At 68.3% G+C, this 19,900-nt stretch carries 1 protein-coding gene; it reads left to right on the top strand.

The window, feature by feature from the left end:
- Positions 1–724 precede the first annotated feature (724 nt).
- On the top strand, positions 725–19,900 hold a 19,176-nt coding region (locus ACFU5V_RS06055; RefSeq protein WP_378697620.1), incomplete at its 3' end, for an amino acid adenylation domain-containing protein.

The raw sequence follows: 19,900 nt of genomic DNA, 5'->3' as shown, positions 1-19,900 counted from the left end.
GTTATCCCCTCATGATCATCGCGCTGACAGACCCTCACCGTCCGCCGACACCAACCATCTTTCTCAGGTTCGGGCACACCGCGCTTCCCTCATCGAGGAGCACACGATGGGTCCTCGATCGGATCGATTACTCAGATCGGGCGTACACCAACCCGAGCCGCCTGCCGCTCTCGGCGGAGGTCACCAGTGGCCGAGATTTCCTTGCCAGAGTGCCACGAGGACATACAGCGCAACAGCCAGTGGATAGTACAGATTAATCATCGACGATCACCTTCAGATGGGGCCTTTCGGTATCGGTTTACCCGACCCGGATCGGGTACCCGAGTCGTGACGGCGATACGCCGGCGACGCCGCTCATCTCACGGCACGAGTTCGAACCACGCGCTCGCTCCGCCCCGCAGATGCGGATCCGGGTTGTGTCGGCGCGCCACCTCGTGCGCACGGAGAGCTCGGCGCGCCACCTCGTGCGCACGGAGAGCAGAGTCAAACAATGCGGCGGCGCACCGGTAACGCCACCGAGTGGTAACGGGCGCGGGCAAAGCAGCGATATAAAAGAGCTGACCCCGAGTTGAGAAGGATGTAGTCGAACGCGGACGATACGGCGATCCGCGCTGCAATATCGGAACCCCGAACCCCGGGCCGCCACGACCCTGCCCCGCATGAGGCGTCGTCGCCCCACGACCCCCGGTCGCATGTGAAGGGATCCTTTCAGTTGGATTCTGCAATGCCACTCCACCACCGTGCTCGCGACGTGGACGCCTTCCCACTGTCGTCGGCGCAACGTGGGATGTGGCTCGCGCAGCGATTGGCACCCGACGTCGCACTCTGCATCGCCCAGTACGTCGAATTGCACGGGCCCCTCGACCTCGATCTTCTGAACGAGGCGTCGTTGGCGGCGGGCCGGGAGTTCCAATCCACCTTCCTGAGGATCGTCGAGATGGACGGCGAGCCGTTCCAGGTCATCGATCCGACCATCGAGTTGTCCACGGATTTCGTCGACTTCCGCACCGCGAGCGATCCGGTCGGGACGGCGCACGCGTGGATGGAAGGCGACTACACGAGCCCGATCGACCTCACACGCGATATGTTGGCCAAGTCGGCGGTGCTGCAAGTCGGCGAGCAGGACTACTTGTGGTACAGCCGAATTCACCACGTCGCGCTCGACGGGTACGGGGCGATGACACTCGTGAACCGGATCGCCACGCTGTACTCGGCCGCGACGGAGGGTCGTTCGCCCGAACCCAACCGCGCGGCAGATCTGCGAACCCTGTGTGCCATCGATCGGGAGTACCGGGCGTCGCGCCGATTCGAGTCCGATCACGCCTACTGGGCCGACCGGGTCGCCGAGATGACCGCGGGCGCGAGTTTGTCGCCGGTCGCCGCAGCTGCCGTGGCGAGGTGCACTCTCGCGAACTCGGCACTGTCCGACGAGGCTGCCCGAAGACTCGCCCGTTCCCACCACGTTTTCGGTGCCCCCGCCGCAGCGGTGGTCGTCTCGGCATTCGGTTGCTATCTCGCGCGCATGACCGGCAACGACGAGGTACTCGTCAACCTGCCCGTCTCGGCCCGGACGACAGTGATTCTGCGCCGCTCCGGCGGAATGCTGGTCACCGTCGCGCCGCTGCAGGTGAGCACACATCCCGACGACACGCTCGCCAACTTGATCCAGCGGGTGCAGTGGGACGTGACGGGCGCACTGCGCCATCAGCGGTACACCCTCGAGGACATCCGCCGGGAGGCCGGCCGGAAGGCCGCCCGTGTTCTCGCGGCGCCGATGGTCAACGTGATGCTCTTCCGTCCGAAGATCACCCTCGGCGCACTTGCCGGCGAATTCCGCGTGGTCACGTCCGGGCCGGTCGATGACCTGCTGGTCAACGTGTATACGACCGGAACACCCGAGAAGACGATGGTCGAGTTCCGGGGCAACCCCGGCCGCTACACCGATGAAGATCTGCGTTCACACCAGCGGGCCTTCGTCGGATTGCTCGAGGAGTTCCTCACCGCGGATCCCGCGGCGGCACCGGCGGATCTCCACGCCGAGACCGCGGCAGAGGGGGCACGACGCCGGGGCAGAGCGGTTCACCTCGAATTCTGGAGGAGTGTGCTCGACGGGCTGTCCACCGAGCCCGTCCTCCGAGCCGATCATGTCCGCCCCGGCCACCTCGGTGATCTCGACGGCCGTGTGGTCAGGCACGTTCCCGCCGACGTGCACGGCAAGATCCGGGACCTCGGTAAGGCCGGCTCCTTCGCGAGCTACTCCGTCGTGCACACCGCCCTTGCCGCGCTGCTGGCGCGGCTGAGTGGTCGAGGCGACGTGGCTGTGGGTGCCCCGGCAGGCCCGTACGGGTGGCCGCTGATCCTGCGGTCCCGGGTCGACGCCGCATCGACCTTCGCCGAACTGCTCGTTTCGGTGCACACCATCGAGGTGGCTGCTTTCCGCCATGCCGAGATTCCGTTCGACGACCTCGCGACGGCACTCGGTCTTCCGACGGCGCCGGGCGCTTCGTACCCATGTCAGGTCGGCTTCGTGTTCGCCCGCGCGGGGCCGGCGGACGCCGAGGCTCGCATGCCGGCGGGCGGTGGGACCGACCTGCAGGTGACGTGCACCGAGCACGGTACCGAGTCGGGCATCGACGTCGAGATCGTCTACTCGACAGCGTTGTTCGACCCGGCAACGATCGAGACCTTCACCGACCAGCTGGTCCGCATGCTCGAGGCCGCGACCGCCGAACCCGTCGTCGCGGTCGGGGATCTCGTGTTCGCTGCGCCCGCCGCACTGGCCGGACTCACGCCCGCAGTCGGTGCACCCACCCGCCCCGTGCAGCTGTTCCCCGATCTCCTGACCGCCGCCATGCCGGCCGAGCGCGATGCCGTCGCCGTTGCGGACGGCACCGAGGAGCTCACCTACCGGGAGCTCGATCGACACTCGAACCGGCTCGCCCGCCTACTCGTCGAACGTGGAGCCGGTCCGGAAACCGTTGTCGCCCTGGCACTGCCCCGGTCGGTGGAATTCGTGGTAGCGGTGTGGGCGACCGCGAAGTCGGGCGCTGCCTTTCTACCGGTGGATCCGACCTATCCGGCCGCCCGCATCGACCACATGCTGACCGATTCCGGCGCACAGATCGGCATCACCACATCCTCGTACCGTGCGGCGTTGGCGCAGGCCTCCTCGGCGTCCTGGATCGAACTCGACGACGCGGCCACCACCGCCGACGTCGAACGATGCCGCGCCGACGCCCTCGTGGAAGCGGATCGGCGCCGACCGCTGCGACCGGATCATCCGGCGTACGTCATCTACACCTCCGGGTCGACGGGAATCCCGAAGGGCGTGGTGGTGACCCATCGTGGCCTCGCGAACCTGGTGGCCGCCGAACGCGAAAGCCTCATGGTCCATCCCGCATCACGGGTCGCGCAGTTCGCATCGCCGAGTTTCGACGCCTCCCTGTTCGAATCACTGGCGGCGGTCGGGTCCGGAGCGCGGCTGGAGATCGTCCCGCGTGGGGTGTTCGGCGGCGTCGAGCTGACCCGGGTCCTCACCGAAAGACGAATCACGCATGCGGTGCTGACTCCGTCCACTCTGGCGACACTCGACCCCGGGAACCTGCCCACCCTGACGCATCTCGTCGTGGCCGGGGAGGCGTGTCCGCCGGACACAGTGGTGCGATGGTCGGCGGGACGCCGCATGTTCAACGCGTACGGGCCGACCGAGGCCACCATCATGTCCACCCTGAGCGGGCCGATGGCGTCCACCGCTCCGGTGACGATCGGCGGGCCGGTGCGCGGGATGTCCGTGGTGGTTCTCGACGAACGACTCCATCCCGTCCCGCCGGGGGTCGCGGGCGAGCTGTATCTCTCCGGGCCGGCCCTCGCCCGCGGTTATCACCGCCGCACCGGCGTGACCGCGGCGCGGTTCGTCGCCGACCCGTTCGGGCGTCCCGGCGATCGGATGTACCGGACCGGGGACGTGGTTCGCTGGACGAGGGAGAATCACGTCCTCGACTACATCGGCCGCAGCGACTCCCAGGTCAAGGTGCGGGGATTCCGGATCGAACTCGGTGAAGTCGATGCCGTGCTGACAGACCACCCGGCCGTCGGGTTCGCGACCACCGTCGACTACGACACCGGGAGCGGGGAGACCACGCTGGTCTCGTACGTGCGAGCGGCGACCGGCGAGGGACTGGACCTCGCCGACGTCGACCGTCACGTTCGGCAGACCCTTCCCCACTACATGGTGCCCCTGCTCGTCCCCATCAACACGATTCCCCTCACCCCGGGCGGCAAGCTCGACCGGACAGCGCTCCCCCCACCGCCCGTTCGCGAGGGGGACGGCCGACGGACACCGACCACCCCGACGGAAGAGGTGATCGCGAAGGTCTTCGAGTCCGTGCTGGGTGTCGACGGCATCGGAGTGGACGACGACTACTTCGACCTCGGCGGTAACTCCCTGACCGCAACGCGGGTCGTCGCCCGGGCAAATGCCGCGCTGGGCGCCCGGATCGACGTCGCCGAACTGTTCGACGCACCGACCGTCGCGACGTTCGCCGCCCGGATCGACGGTGCCGGCCCCCGGGGCGCCGATCGACCGGCGCTGCACCGTTTTCCGCGACCCGCACGGATCCCGCTGTCTCCCGCCCAACAGCGGATGTGGTTCATCAACCAATACGACACCACCTCGCCGGCGTACAACATCCCCCTGGTCGTGCGACTCGCCGGTGTGCTCGATGTCCTGGCGCTGGTGGCCGCGGTCACCGACGTGGTCGAACGCCACGAATCGCTCCGCACCGTCTTTCCCGCCTCGGTCGACGGCCCCCATCAGGTTGTCGTGACCGCGGCGGAGGCCGTGCCCGAGATCCGACCCGTGCCGGTGCGCGACGAAACGGACCTGGACCGGCATCTCGCCGAGACCTGCGCCTCGCGATTCGACGTCAGCCAAGCAGCTCCACTGCGCGTCGCCCTGTTCGAGATGAGCGACACCGAACACGTGCTGGCGCTGGTCCTCCATCACGTCGCCGCCGACGGGGCGTCCACGGCGCCGTTGGCACGGGACGTGACGACCGCGTACACGGCGCGCACCGCCGGACGGCCACCACAGTGGGAGCCCCTCGACGTGCAGTACGTCGATTACACCCTGTGGCAGTACGAATTGCTGGGGACCGACAGCGATCCCGGCAGCACGGTCTCCCGCCAACTCGACTACTGGTCCGAAAACCTGAGTGGGCTACCGGAGCTCCTGGAGTTGCCGACCGACCGCCCCCGTCCCGCCGAGCAATCGCTGCGCGGAGGACGCGCGGAGTTCGGCATCGGTGCGGCACTGCACGACAGCATCCGGGCGCTTGCCCGTCGCCACACCTCCACGGTGTTCATGACCATGCACGCAGCCCTTGCGGTGTTGCTGGCCCGGTTGACCGGGTCCGACGACATCGCCGTCGGCACACCTGTGGCCGGCCGGGGTGAGGCGGCGCTCGACGACGTGGTCGGCATGTTCGTGAACACTCTGGTCCTGCGCACACGGATAGATCGCGCCGCGAGTTTCACCGACACCGTCCAGCAGACCCGCGGGGTCGACCTCGCCGCCTTCGGACACGCCGACATCCCGTTCGAGCAGTTGGTGGAAGAGCTGGAGCCCCAGCGTTCGGCCGCACATCCACCGCTGTTCCAGGTGCTTCTCGAATTCCAGAACGTCCTGCCCTCGGGCGAGGGACTGCACGGCCTCGAGCTTCCCGGCCTACGCATCGATTCGGTGCCGTACGACGCGGGCATCTCCAAGTTCGACCTTCAGTTGTGGCTCACCGAGAACCTTGCGGACGACGGAACACCGCTGGGCATGCAGGCCGGCTTCGTCTACGCCGCCGACCTGTTCGACCCTGACACCATCCACACCTTCGCGGACCGATTCGTCCGGATTCTCGAGGCCGTCACGACCGATCCGGACGTCCCGGTGGGAGACATCGACCTTCTCGACGCCGGGGAGCAGGAAGCCGCCCTGGCCGGGTGGCGCGGGCCCCCCGCACCGGTGACCGGCACGCTCGTGGACGAATTCACGCGCAGCGCCGCGCGGTATGCGCATGCCGCGGCGCTCACCGCCGCGGGTGAGACCCTCGGCTACGCCGAGCTCGCGGCCCGCGTCAACCGATGGGCTCGTTATCTGCAACGCCGCGGGGTCACCTCCGAAACCGTGGTGGCGGTGGCACTTCCACCCTCGATCGAATCCGTGGTCGCGACACTCGCCGTGCTCGTCGCCGGTGGCGTCTGCCTGCCGCTCCAGGTGGACTGGCCCGCTGCTCGCATTGCGCATGCCCTCACCGAGGCGGGGCCCACCCTCGTGCTGACCCGGCGCGCCGACGCCGACGCGCCGCTCGGTCTCGGTGCAACACCGGTTCTCGTCGATGCACCCGACGTGGTGGCCGACATCGCCGGAATCTCGGCGGCACCGGTCACCGAGACGGAGCGGGCCCAGGCGCTGCGGCCGGACTCGGCCGCGTACGTCGTGTTCACCGCCGGGTCCACTGCGCGCCCGAAACCGGTGACGATGACGCATCGCGGCCTGATCTCCGCATTCGAGAAGACACCCCGGGCATGGCGATTCGACCGAACCGACACCTGGGCGATGGTGCCGTCCCACGCCGTCGACCTCACGCTCTGGGAGTTGTGGGGTGCGATTCTGCACGGAGCGCGCCTGGTGATCGTCGACACCGGGACCGCACGCTCACCGCAGGAGCTGTGTACCCTGCTTCGACACGAGCGGGTAACCGTACTGAGCCAGAACCCCACCGCGTTCGAGCAGACGGCACACGCATCGATGTCTGCCGACGGTGACCTCCCGGCGATGCGGTTGGTGGTCTTGGCCGGTGAGCCGCCCACGAAGGATCTGCTCTCGTTGCTGCCCTCCTGGGTGGAGACCACCTCGGCCGTCGTCGACCTGTACACGACCACCGAAACCCTCACGTGCCTCGCTTCCGCCACGGCGACCACGGCCCGCGAGGTGTCCGACCTCGCTCTGCGACCGTGCCCTGATCGACGCACCGTCGTGCTCGACCGCAGGCTGCGTCTCGTGCCGAACGGGGTCATCGGCGAGTTGTACGCCGGCGGCGCCGAACTGGCACGCGGGTACCACCACCGGCCTGCACTCACTGCCACTCACTTCGTTGCCTGCCCCTTCGGAGACCCGGGCCACCGCATGTACCGCACGGGTGATCTCGCGCGCGTCACTCGCGACGGACGTCTGGAGATACTGGGGCGCTGCGACTTTCAGCCACGACTGCGCGGTTGTCGAGTCGTGCCCGACGAGGTGGACACGGTCTTGCGCCGGCATGCAACCGTCGCCGGATCGGTCACCGTCGACCACACTCGCACCTCCGGCGAGCGGATCCTGGTGTCCTACGTCGCGGCGACACCCGGCGCGTCCGTGGACCCGGCCGCGGTCCGAACGTACGCAGCGACAACGCTGCCCTCTCACCTGGTGCCGACCGCGATCGTCGTCGTCGACGCGTTCCCCCTCGACGCCACCGGAGCCATTGACCGTGAAGCGCTGCCCGTGCCCGAGTTTCTGGTGGACGTCGCGGAGTTCCGTGCCCCCCGAACAGCGCACGAGGAGGCGGTCGCCGGCGTCTTCGCCCGCGTACTCGGCGTGGAAGGCGTGGGGGTCGACGACAACTTCTTCGAACTCGGCGGCACGTCCCTCGTCGCGACGAAGGTCGTGGCCCGGCTCAACTCCGCACTCGGCACCGGGATCGGAGTGCGCACGCTGTTCGAGGCACCGACCGTGGAGGCGTTGGCGGCAGTCCTCGAGAAGGCGGAAGACCTGCCCGCCGGCCGCCCGGCACTCGGTCCGCGCAGGCACAGTGGGCCCGCCCCGGTATCCTTCGCGCAGCAGCGGATGTGGTTCGTCAACCAGTTCGACACCACAGCAGCCACCTACAACATCCCCATGATCGTGCGCATCGAGGGACCGCTCGACGTCGATGCCCTCCGCGCGGCACTGCGCGACGTCGCCGGCAGACACGAGGCGTTGCGCACCGTCTATCCCCTCACCGAGAACGGCCCCGTCCAGGTCGTGTCGCCTCTCGAGGACATGCCTTTCGAGCTGTCCCCAGTTCCGGTAGTGGACGAATCCGATCTCGACCATCACCTTCGCCACGTGGTGGGCACCGGATTCGACGTCACGACGGAGCTCCCCCTGCGCGCCTTCCTCTGGCAAGTCGACCCGCACGTCCACGTGCTGGCCGTGGTCGTCCACCACATCTCGGCGGACGGATCGTCACTGGCTCCCCTCGCACGCGATCTGACGGTGGCCTACACCGCCCGCAACCGAGGTGGCGCACCGGAGTGGCCGCCGCTTCCCCTGCAGTACTCCGACTACACGGTGTGGCAACGCGACATGCTGGGATCCACCGACGATCCCGATTCACCTATATCGACTCAACTCCGCTACTGGCGCACGACACTGGCCGACCTCCCCGACCGGCTCGAACTTCCCCTCGATCATCCCCGGCCCGCGACGGCCTCCACTCGGGCCGCCACCGTCCGGTTCGAGATTCCCCCGGCCACCCACCGACGGATCGACAGGTTCTCACTCGAACACGGCGTGACACCTTTCGTCACCGTGCACGCCGCTCTTGCCGTCCTGCTCTCCCGCCTCGCCGATTCCGGTGACATCAGCATCGGATCTCCGATCGCCGGTCGCGGCGAAGAGGCCCTCGACGAACTCGTCGGAATGTTCGTCGGCACACTTGTCCTGCGCACTACCATCGAATCGGCGGCATCGTTCGCCGAAGTGCTCGCGTGCGTCCGCGACACCGACATCGACGCATTCGCCCACGCCGACATACCGTTCGAGCGACTGGTGGAGGAAATCGACCCGGCCCGTTCGACCGCGGTTCACCCCCTCTTCCAGGTCATGCTCTCGTTTCAGAACATGGAGCAGCCGAGACCGGAACTACCCGGACTCGACGTCTCCGTCGTCGACCTCGATGCACACCTGTCGCCGTTCGACCTGAACGTGGTGCTTCGCGAGCACGTCGACGGTGCCGGATCCGCGGCCGGAATCAGCGCCCAGATCATCTATGCCACCGACCTGTTCGACGAGCACACCGTCCAGCGGCTCGCCGACCGGTTCCTCCGCGTGATCGATGCCGCCCTCGCCGACCCCGCCGTCGCCGTCGGTGACCTCGCACTCCTCGACGACGCCGAGCGCGACCTCGTACTGGAGCGATGGAACGCGACGGCGCACGAGAGCCCGGAGGAGACGGTCGTCGACCTGTTCGATGCGCAGGTCGACCGCACTCCCGACGCGGACGCAGTGACATTCGCGGAACGGTCGATGACGTACCGGGACTTCGACAGGTGGGTGAATCGACTCGCTCGTGAACTGATCTCACGAAATATCGGACCGGAGAACGTCGTCGCACTCGCGGCACCGCGGTCGTTCGAGCTGCTGGCCGGACTCTATGCCGTCACCAAGACCGGGGCCGCTTTCCTGATGCTCGATCTCGCCAATCCCCCCGAGCGCATGTCCTACCTTCTCCGGACCTCCGCTCCCGCGCTCGTCCTGATCGGCGGCGACACCGATCTACCCTTACCCCACGGCCTTCCCGGTCTCAGGCTCGAGGGCCTCGACGTCTCGGGCCGCGACTGCGCGCCGATCACCGATCACGATCGGGTCGCGCCGTTGCGCGCCGCCAACACCGCCTACATCGTGTTCACGTCCGGATCCACCGGTCAGCCGAAGGGGGTGACCGTCTCACACGCCGCGATCGCCAGTCAGTTGAGATGGTCGCGATCCCAGCTGCCGCTCGGCCCTGGTGATCGCACGGTCCAGAAGGCACCGATCGCCTTCGACGTAGCGGTCTGGGAATGCCTGGCGCCCCTGTGTTCCGGTGCTGCCCTGATCCTCCTTCGGCCCGACGGTCACCTCGATTTCGACTACCTGGCGGCCACGATGGCCGCCGAAGAGATCACCGTCGTCGAGTTCGTACCGTCGATTCTCGCCGTGTTCGTGGACGACAGCCGGTACGCTCTGCCCGCTTCACTCCGGCGCGTCCTCTCCGGTGGCGAAACGATCTCCCGCCGGACGGCGGCCAAGGTGCTGGAACTCTGTGTGGGACTGGGCAACATGTACGGTCCCGCCGAAGCCGCCATCACGGTCACCTACTGCGACGTCGACTCCAGCGACGGCGACCCGATCGTGCCGATCGGGTCGCCGGTGTGGAATACCTGCGCATATGTCCTCGACGGTCGCCTGCACCCGGCGCCTCCCGGAGCTGTCGGCGACCTGTACATCGCCGGAAAGCAATTGGCTCGAGGCTATCTCGGACGCATGCCGTTGACCGCAGCGCGTTTCGTGGCGGATCCGCACGGCGCACCCGGAACGCGGATGTACCGCACCGGCGACCGCGCCCGCTGGACCGACCGGGGACAGCTCGAGTACCGGGGTCGTAGCGACTTCCAGGTGCAACTGCACGGTTACCGGATCGAACCCGGAGAGATCGAGAACACTTTGCTCCGGCAGGCCGGTGTCGCGCAGGCCGTCGTCGTTCTCCAACAGGACGCCCACGGCACGGCGCACCTGATCGGTTACGTGGTGGCCGCAACGGGAACCGAACTCGACGGTGCCGATCTGATCACCCACCTTGCGGCCGCCCTTCCGGCCCACATGGTTCCCACCGCGGTCATTCCTCTTGCCGCGCTCCCATTGACGGCGCACGGCAAGGTCGATCGTGGCGCGTTGCCACGGTTCGACTTCGCTGCGCGCTCATCGAGCCGCATGCCGGCCACCGATGTCGAACGCGTACTCGGGTCGGCGTTCTCCGAGGTCCTGGGACTCGACGAGGTGGGCATCGAGGATTCGTTCTTCGCTCTCGGCGGTGACAGCATCATGGCCATCCAGTTGGTGGCGCGGGCCAGAGAGGCCGGAGTCGTTCTGACGCCGCGGGATGTGTTCGAGCACAGGACCATCGGCCGGCTCGCGAGGGCCATCGAATCTGCCGACATGCAATCGCCGGTCCTCGAGGAATTACCCGGGGTCGGGGTGGGCGAGATGCCCTTGACGCCGATCGCGCACTGGCTCCTCGACCGGGGCACCGACATCGGCAGGTTCTCGCAGGCCGCTCTCTTCACCGCACCCCCCGGGTTGGACCCGGATCGGCTCGCCCGCACGGTTCAGACCGTCCTCGACCGCCACGACCTGCTCCGTGCCCGGCTCCACCGGGCGGAGTCGCGCAGGGACGCGGCCGTGGAGGTGTTGCCGGCCGGCTCCGTGGACGCTGCCGGCCTGCTGCGCCGAGTTCCGGTCGACGAGCTCGCGGGTGCGCGGTTCCAATCGATCATCGACTGCGAGTTACGTTCGGCCACGGCGCGTCTGGACCCCGACACCGGCATCATGGTGCAGGTCGTCTGGTTCGAATCGACCGAGGACCGACCCGACCCGGGACGGTTGCTGTTCGTCATCCACCACCTCGCGGTCGACGGAGTGTCCTGGCGCATCCTCGTCCCCGACCTCGCCGCCGCCTGGACCGCCGTCAGCACCGGCACACCACCGGCCCTCCCACCGGTCGGCACCTCCATGCGCCGCTGGGCCCACGCCCTCACCGACACCGCCCCCGACCGCGCCACCGAACTCCCCCTCTGGCGCGCCGTCCTCGACGGCCCCGACCCCCTGCTGGGCTCCCGCCCCCTCGACGCGGCTCTCGACACCGACTCGACGGCCCGCGACCTCGCGATCGGTGTTTCTGCCGAAACGACACGCGCGCTGCTGACGACGGTGCCCGACGCATTCCACGGCACTGTCGACGACGTGCTGCTCACCGCCCTCGCCCTCGCGGTCAGCACCTTCCGACGCCGACACGGCCACCCCACCGCCAGCACACTGATCAGTGTGGAAGGCCACGGCCGCGACAACACCCTGATCCCCGGCGCCGACCTCTCCCGCACCGTCGGCTGGTTCACCACCGTCCACCCCATCCGCCTCGACCTCACCGGCATCGACCTCGACGACGCCCTCACCGGCGGACCCGCCGCCGGCACCGCCCTCAAAACCGTCAAGGAACAACTGCGCACCATCCCCGACCACGGCGCCGGATACGGACAACTGCGCTACCTCGACCCCCACACCGCCGACCAACTCCGGGACCTCCCCGACCCCCAGATCAACTTCAACTACCTCGGCCGCTTCACCACCGCAGACGCCACTCCGGACATGAATTCGGGAACCGTGAGCTCGGGCTGGATTCCGCTCGACAGTGAACATCTGACGCCGAACCAGGGATCTCACCTGCCGTCCACCGCGGTCGTGAGCATCGTTGCCGCGGCGGTCGGACCTGCCGGTGGTCAGCAGTTGAAGTCCACCTGGAGCTATGCGGCGGGGGTGCTGACCGCCGGCGACGTCACCGAACTCACCGAACTCTGGACCCACGCCCTCACCGCACTCACCACCCACACCCACACCCCCCACGCAGGCGGACTCACCCCCACCGACCTCGACCTCATCACCCTCGACCAACACACCATCGACACCCTCGAAACCCACTACCCCACCCTCACCGACATCTGGCCCCTCACCCCACTACAAGCCGGACTCCTCTACCACTCCGAACTCACCCACACCCCCGACACCTACACCGTCCAACTCGTCCTCACCCTCCACGGCCCCCTCGACCCCCACCGACTCCACACCGCCGCCGACACCCTCCTCCACCACCACCCCAACCTCCGCGCCGCCTTCACCCACACCCCCGACGGCACCCCCACCCAAATCATCACCGACCACACCGAAATGCCCTTCACCCACCACGACCTCACCACCGACGACCCCCACCACCGCCACACCACCACCGACCAACTCCTCACCACCGACCGCACCACCCGCTTCGACCTCACCCACCCCCCACTGATCCGCCTCACCCTCATCACCCACACCCCCACCGACCACCGCCTCGCCCTCACCAACCACCACATCCTCCTCGACGGCTGGTCCACCCCCCTGCTCCTGCACGAACTGCTCCACCTCTACACCACCGGCAACGACCACCACCTCCCCCACACCACCCCCTACCGCGACTACCTCACCTGGCTCACCCACCACGACACCACCGACAGCATCACCGCCTGGCAACACGCCCTCGACGGCATCGACGAACCCACCCTGCTCGTCCCGCCCGAGTCGGCCCGGGGGCGGACCGGTCCCGCGGCCGAGCGCGCGGTGACGCTGACAGAGGAGCTGACCGAGGCCCTTCGGTCAGTTGCCCGCGACCTGAACCTCACCCTGAACACCATCCTCCACACCGCCTGGGGCATCGTCCTCGCCACCCACACCCACCGCACCGACGTCGTCTTCGGCACCACCGTCTCCGGACGCCCACCCCACATCCCCGGCATCGAAACGATGATCGGACTGTTCATCAACACCATCCCCGTCCGCATCACCCTCCACCCCACCGACACCCTCACCGACCTCCTCCACCGCACCCACACCACCCACACCCAACTCCTCGACCACCACCACCTCGGCCTCACCGACATCCACACCGCCACCGGACCCGCCGCCACCTTCGACACCCTCACCGTCCTCGAGTCCTACCCCCTCGACACCACCACCCTCACCACCCCCGGCCTCCGGGTCACCCATGTCGACACCTTCGACGCAACCCACTACCCGCTCGCCCTCGCCGTCACTCCACACCCGCGGCTGCATCTGCGAATCACCTTCCAGAGCGCGCTCTTCGACACCCCTGCCGTCGATGCTCTGCTCGGTGAAGTCGCCAAGGTTCTCACGTCGATCGCGACAGATCCGGCGCTGCCATTGGCCCGGCTGAATCTGCTGGGGGAGAGTGACTTCGAACTGCTCGCGCCCGTCCGCGGCGCCCATCGGGCCGCACCTCGCACGTTCTCCGACATCCTCACCGCCGCCCGTTTCCCCGACGCGGTCGCCCTGGTGGACGGCACGAAAGAGTTCACCTACGCAGAGGTCGAGGCACGGTCCGATCGCCTCACCGCGGCGCTGATCGAGCTCGGTGCCGGTCCCGAAGACCTTGTCGCCGTAGCGATACCGCGTTCGGCGGAGTCGGTACTCGCCGTCTGGGCGGTGATCAAGACGGGCGCCGCGTTCCTCCCCGTCGACCCCACCTACCCTGCCGCCCGGGTCGAACGCATGCTCGCCGACTCGGGGGCCGTACTCGGTCTCACCCGCACCCGCCATCGCGACGAGCTACCGGACACCGTCCGCTGGGTCGACCTCGACGAGGTCCGCCAGGACCGCAATGCGTACCCGCGCGGTGTGTCCCGCACTCCGCCGGCGAGTGTCGACGGCATCGCCTACGCCATCTACACCTCGGGCTCCACCGGTGTACCGAAAGGTGTACTCGTCCCGCACCGCGGAGTGAACGCGCTGGCGGAGGAGTTGCGCGACCGCGCGAGGGTGACCTCCCAGTCCCGGGTGCTGCACTTTTCGTCGCCGAGCTTCGACGCCTCCGTTCTGGAGTACCTGCTGGCGTTCGGGGTGGGGGCGACGATGGTGATCGTGCCGCCGACCGTGTACGGCGGGCGCGAACTCAGCCGGATCATGGTGGAGGAAAGGGTAACCCACGCATTTCTCACCCCCACCGCACTCGCTTCGATCGACCCCCGGGACGTCCCGGATGTCGGTTGCGTCGTGACCGGCGGGGAGGAGTGTCCGCCCCAGTTGGTGCAGCGGTGGGCGCCCGAGCACCGGTTGCTCAACGCGTACGGTCCGACCGAGGCCACCGTGGCGGCCGACATGACGGCCGACCTGAACGCGGCGGAGCCGGTGACGATCGGTGGCCCCCTCCGTGGCGTCGCCGAACTCGTCCTCGACCGCCTGCTGCAACCTGTCCCGATCGGGGCGCCCGGCGAGCTCTACATCGCCGGCGACGGTCTCGCCCGGGGCTACCACCGGCGGGCCGGACTCACCGCCGCACGCTTCGTCGCCAACCCGTACGGCGAACCCGGCGAACGGATGTACCGGACCGGTGACCTGGTGCGCTGGACCGGGGGCGCACGTGCACTCGACTACCTCGGCCGCACCGACTTCCAGGTGAAGATCCGCGGCTTCCGCATCGAACCGGGCGAGATCGACGCCGCACTCACCCGGCATCCCGCCGTGGCCTTCGCCGCCACGCTCCCCCGCACCACCACCTCCGGTGACACGGCGTTGACCTCGTACGTACTGCCCGCCACCGATCGGGACGTCGACCCATCGGGACTGATCTCCCATCTCGCCGAACAGCTTCCCCACCACATGGTTCCGGCAACGATCGTGCCGATCACGACGATCCCCCGCACCCCGGCCGGCAAACTCGACCGGGCCGCCCTCGAAGCCATCGCCGTCACCGCGACGTCCGGCACCTCCACTTCGGCGGAGGCCCCGCCACCGGCCACACCCCTCGAAGATTCCATCGCCGGCATCCTGGCGGCGGTCGTCGGATCGCGGTGCTTCGGCATCGACGACAACTTCTTCGACGCCGGCGGCAACTCGCTCAGCGCCACCCGGGCCGTGACACGCATCAACAATGCGCTGCACACCGACATCGGTGTCCGCACACTCTTCGACGCCCCGACACCCCGCATGCTGGCCCGGGCGTCGGTGCGAGCGCAAACGGGCGAACGAACCCGTCCCACCCTCGAGATCTCGGCCCGACCGCAGTGGATTCCGGTGTCGCCGGCGCAGAAACGAATGTGGTTCCTCAATCAGTACGACACCACATCCCCCGCATACAACATCCCGGTCACTCTCCGTCTCCACGGAATCCTGAACGTCACCGCCCTGCGTCAGGCGCTTACCGACGTCATCGCCCGTCACGAGACGCTCCGCACGCTCTACCCGGTGCACGAAGGCCAGCCGATCCAACACGTGCTCCCGCCCGAGCGAGCACTCCTCGACCTTCACCCGATTCCCGCGACACGAGAACAAGTGCCTGCCCGCCTTTCCCGGTTCATCGACACCGGGTTCGACGTGACCTGCGACCTTCCCGTCCGAATTCAGCTGCTCGAACTCGATGCCGACGTCCATGTCCTGACACTGGTCGTCCACCACATCTGTGCCGACGGCCAGTCGATGGGGCCCCTGGTCCGCGACATGGTCGCCGCCTACACGGCCCGTACCCGGCAGCGGGCACCCGATTGGTCGCCGCTGCCCGTCCAGTACGCGGATTACACCCTGTGGCAACACGAACTCCTCGGATCGGAGGACGACCCACAGTCGCTCGCCGCCCAGCAGGCCGCATTCTGGGCGCAGACGCTGGCCGACCTCCCGCACGTCCTCCCACTGCCGGCCGACCGCCCCCGACCCGTCCAGCGGTCCCTGCGCGGGGCGACATTCCGTTTCGACATCGGCCCCGTCACACACAACCGGCTGGCGATGCTCGCGCGCCGGCACGAGTCCACGATGTTCATGGCAACCCATGCCGCTCTCGCTGTGTTACTGGCACGGCTGAGCGACAGCGCGGACATCGTCGTCGGGACGCCGATCGCAGGCCGTGGCGACCCGGCCCTCGACGACCTCGTCGGGATGTTCGTCGGCACCCTGGTGCTCCGACTGCGCGTCGACGCAGCCCTGTCGTTCGCCGATCTCCTCGACCGCACCCGGGACGCCGATCTCGGCGCCTTCACCCACGCCGAGCTCCCGTTCGAGCGAGTCGTGGAGATGCTCGCTCCGGATCGTTCGACCGCTCATTCACCACTGTTCCAGGTTCTTCTCGAGCACCAGAGCCACGACTCCCCTACCCTCGAACTGCCCGGTGTGACCGCCGACGTCATCGACGCCAGGCCCGGCACGGCGAAGTTCGATCTGCAGCTGACGCTGGGCGAGAGCTTCGGGCCGGGTGGCGAACCCGCCGGCATCTCGGCTGCTTTCACCTATACCACCGACCTGTTCGACCCCGCGACGATCGAGGCATTCGCGAAGTGCCTCATCCGCATACTCGACGCCGTCACCGACGATCCTCGCCGTGTGATCGGCGATATCGACATCACCGACGACGTCGAATGTCACGCAGCGCCGACGGCCCGCACTCCGGAAGGCATGGACGACGAGACGACCCTCGCCGACCGATTCACCCGGACCGTGCAGCGCTTCCCGAACGCGAGTGCGGTCACGGTCGAGAACACGCCCCTGAGTTACACCGCATTGAGCGAACGTGCCAATCGGCTGGCACGGCATTTGATCTCACTGGGGGCCGGCCCGGAATCACTGGTCGCCGTCGCCCTGCCCAGGTCCGTCGACCTGATCGTCACCATCGTCGCCACCATCGAGACCGGTGCGGGATACCTCCCGCTCGACATCGACAACCCCCGCGACCGACTCGCATTCGTGCTCGCGGACGCGGCGCCGATGTGTGTGGTGACCACCAGCGAGCAGGACTCGACGATGCGGGGCCTCGGTGTCCCGCGCGTGCTGCTGGACTCCGCCGAGGTCACCGACCACCTGGCCGCCGTCGCACCCGGCCCCGTCTCCGATACCGAACGAACCGCGCGGCTTCTGCCGGACGCCGTTGCGTACGTGATCTACACCTCGGGATCCACGGGTCGCCCGAAAGGTGTCGTGGTCTCGCATCGGAATGTGGCGGCACTGTTCGCCGGCACCCAGCCGGGTTTCGGGTTCGACGAGCGCGACGTGTGGACGATGTTCCATTCCCACGCATTCGACTTCTCGGTCTGGGAACTGTGGGGCGCTTTGCTCTTCGGCGGCCGGGCCGTGGTGGTCGATCACTACACCGCCCGGACTCCGGAGTTGTTCCTCGAACTGCTGCGCCGCGAACACGTGACCGTGCTGAGCCAGACCCCCACCGCGTTCTCCCAGCTTCTCGAGGCCGACCGGCAGGCCTCGGTCCCGGACGACCTGGCGCTGCGGCACGTGGTCTTCGGTGGCGAGTCCCTCGACCTCCGCTCCCTGGCCGGCTGGTACGACCGGCACGGTGATACCCGTCCGCGACTGGTGAACATGTACGGCATCACCGAGACCACGGTGCACGTCAGCCTTCTGCCGCTCGATCGTTCCGTTTCTGCTCCGTCGACGGGCTCCCCGATCGGGCGGGCGATACCCGGTGTGCGGGTCTCCGTCCGAGACCGGCGGCTGCATCCCGTTCCACCGGGGGTGGTCGGTGAAATGTACGTGTCCGGACACCAACTGGCGCGCGGCTATCTCCATCGCCCGGATCTGACCGCGGCGCGTTTCGTGGCGGACCCGGACGGACCACCCGGGGCCCGAATGTACCGGACCGGGGACCTCGCCCGCCGGGACCGACAGGGCCGACTGGACTATCGGGGACGTACCGATCTTCAGATTCAGCTGCGCGGCTACCGGATCGAACCCGGGGAGATCGAGTCCACCCTGGTGCGTCATCCCACTGTTGCGCAGTCCGTGGTCCGGGTGCGGCGCGACGAGCACGGCGCAGACCGGCTGATCGGCTACGTGGTGCCCGATATCGCCGCAATGCAGGAAGCCGGGGACGTCGACTCCGACGAGGTGCTCGCCTTCGCCCGCACACAGCTCGCCGCGCACATGGTCCCCGCGGCCCTGGTCGTCCTCGACCGGCTGCCGCTGACGGCCAACGGCAAGATCGACGTGAAGGCGTTGCCGGAGCCGGATTTCGCTCGCCCCGTCACACCCGGCCGGGAGCCGGCCACTCCGGCAGAGAAGACGTTGTCCCGGTTGTTCGCCGAGGTCCTCGGAGTCCGCACCGTCGGAGTCGAGGATTCGTTCTTCGCCCTCGGCGGCGACAGCATCATGGCCATCCAGTTGGTGGCGCGGGCCAAGGCCGAAGGTGTCTTCGTGTCACCGCGCGATGTATTCGAGCGCAGGTCGGTAGCGGCTCTTGCCGAGGTGGCGCATGCGACCGATGCCGTGGAACTGGAAGAGCTTCCCGGGTCGGGGATCGGGAACTTCCCGCCGACGCCCATCGCCCGCCGGCTCCTCGACCGGGGCACCGGCATCGGCAGGTTCTCACAGGCCACCCTCCTCATCGCGCCCGCCGGACTCGACCTCGACTCTCTCACCCGCGCCGTACAAGCAGTCCTCGATCACCACGACGTTCTGCGGGCGCGGCTCTGCTTCCCCGGTCCCGGCAGCGAAGCGGTGATCGAGGTACCGCCCGCCGGAGCCGTCCAGGCCGGGACACTGGTGTCCCGCATCGTGGTCGACGCGGTCGCCGGCACGCGGTTCGCGGCGCGGGTGGCCGACGAAACAGACCGTGCGGCAGGCAGGCTCGACCCCCGGCACGGTGTGATGGTGCAGGTCGTCTGGTTCGAATCCACCGGGGACCGACCCGACCCGGGACGGTTGCTGTTCGTCATCCACCACCTCGCGGTCGACGGAGTGTCCTGGCGCATCCTCGTCCCCGACCTCGCCGCCGCCTGGGCCGCCGTCAGCACCGGCACACCACCGGCCCTCCCACCGGTCGGCACCTCCATGCGCCGCTGGGCCCACGCCCTCACCGACACCGCCCCCGACCGCGCCACCGAACTACCCCTCTGGCGCGCCGTCCTCGACGGCCCCGACCCCCTGCTGGGCTCCCGCCCCCTCGACCCGGCTCTCGACACCGAGAACACCACCGGGACCGTCACCGTCACAACCTCACCCGCGGTCACCGAGGCACTTCTGGCGGATATCCCGACACAGTTTCACGGCACCGTCGACGACGCACTGCTCACCGCCCTCGCCCTCGCGGTCAGCACCTTCCGACGCCGACACGGCCACCCCACCGCCAGCACACTGATCAGTGTGGAAGGCCACGGCCGCGACAACACCCTGATCCCCGGCGCCGACCTCTCCCGCACCGTCGGCTGGTTCACCACCATCCACCCCATCCGCCTCGACCTCACCGGCATCGACCTCGACGACGCCCTCACCGGCGGACCCGCCGCCGGCACCGCCCTCAAAACCGTCAAGGAA

This window comes from Rhodococcus sp. NPDC057529, from assembly GCF_042802055.1.
In the GTDB taxonomy this organism is placed as follows: domain Bacteria; phylum Actinomycetota; class Actinomycetes; order Mycobacteriales; family Mycobacteriaceae; genus Rhodococcus_F.
The sequence above is the reverse complement of the archived record's forward strand: the minus strand, read 5'-3'. Positions and strand labels throughout refer to the sequence as shown.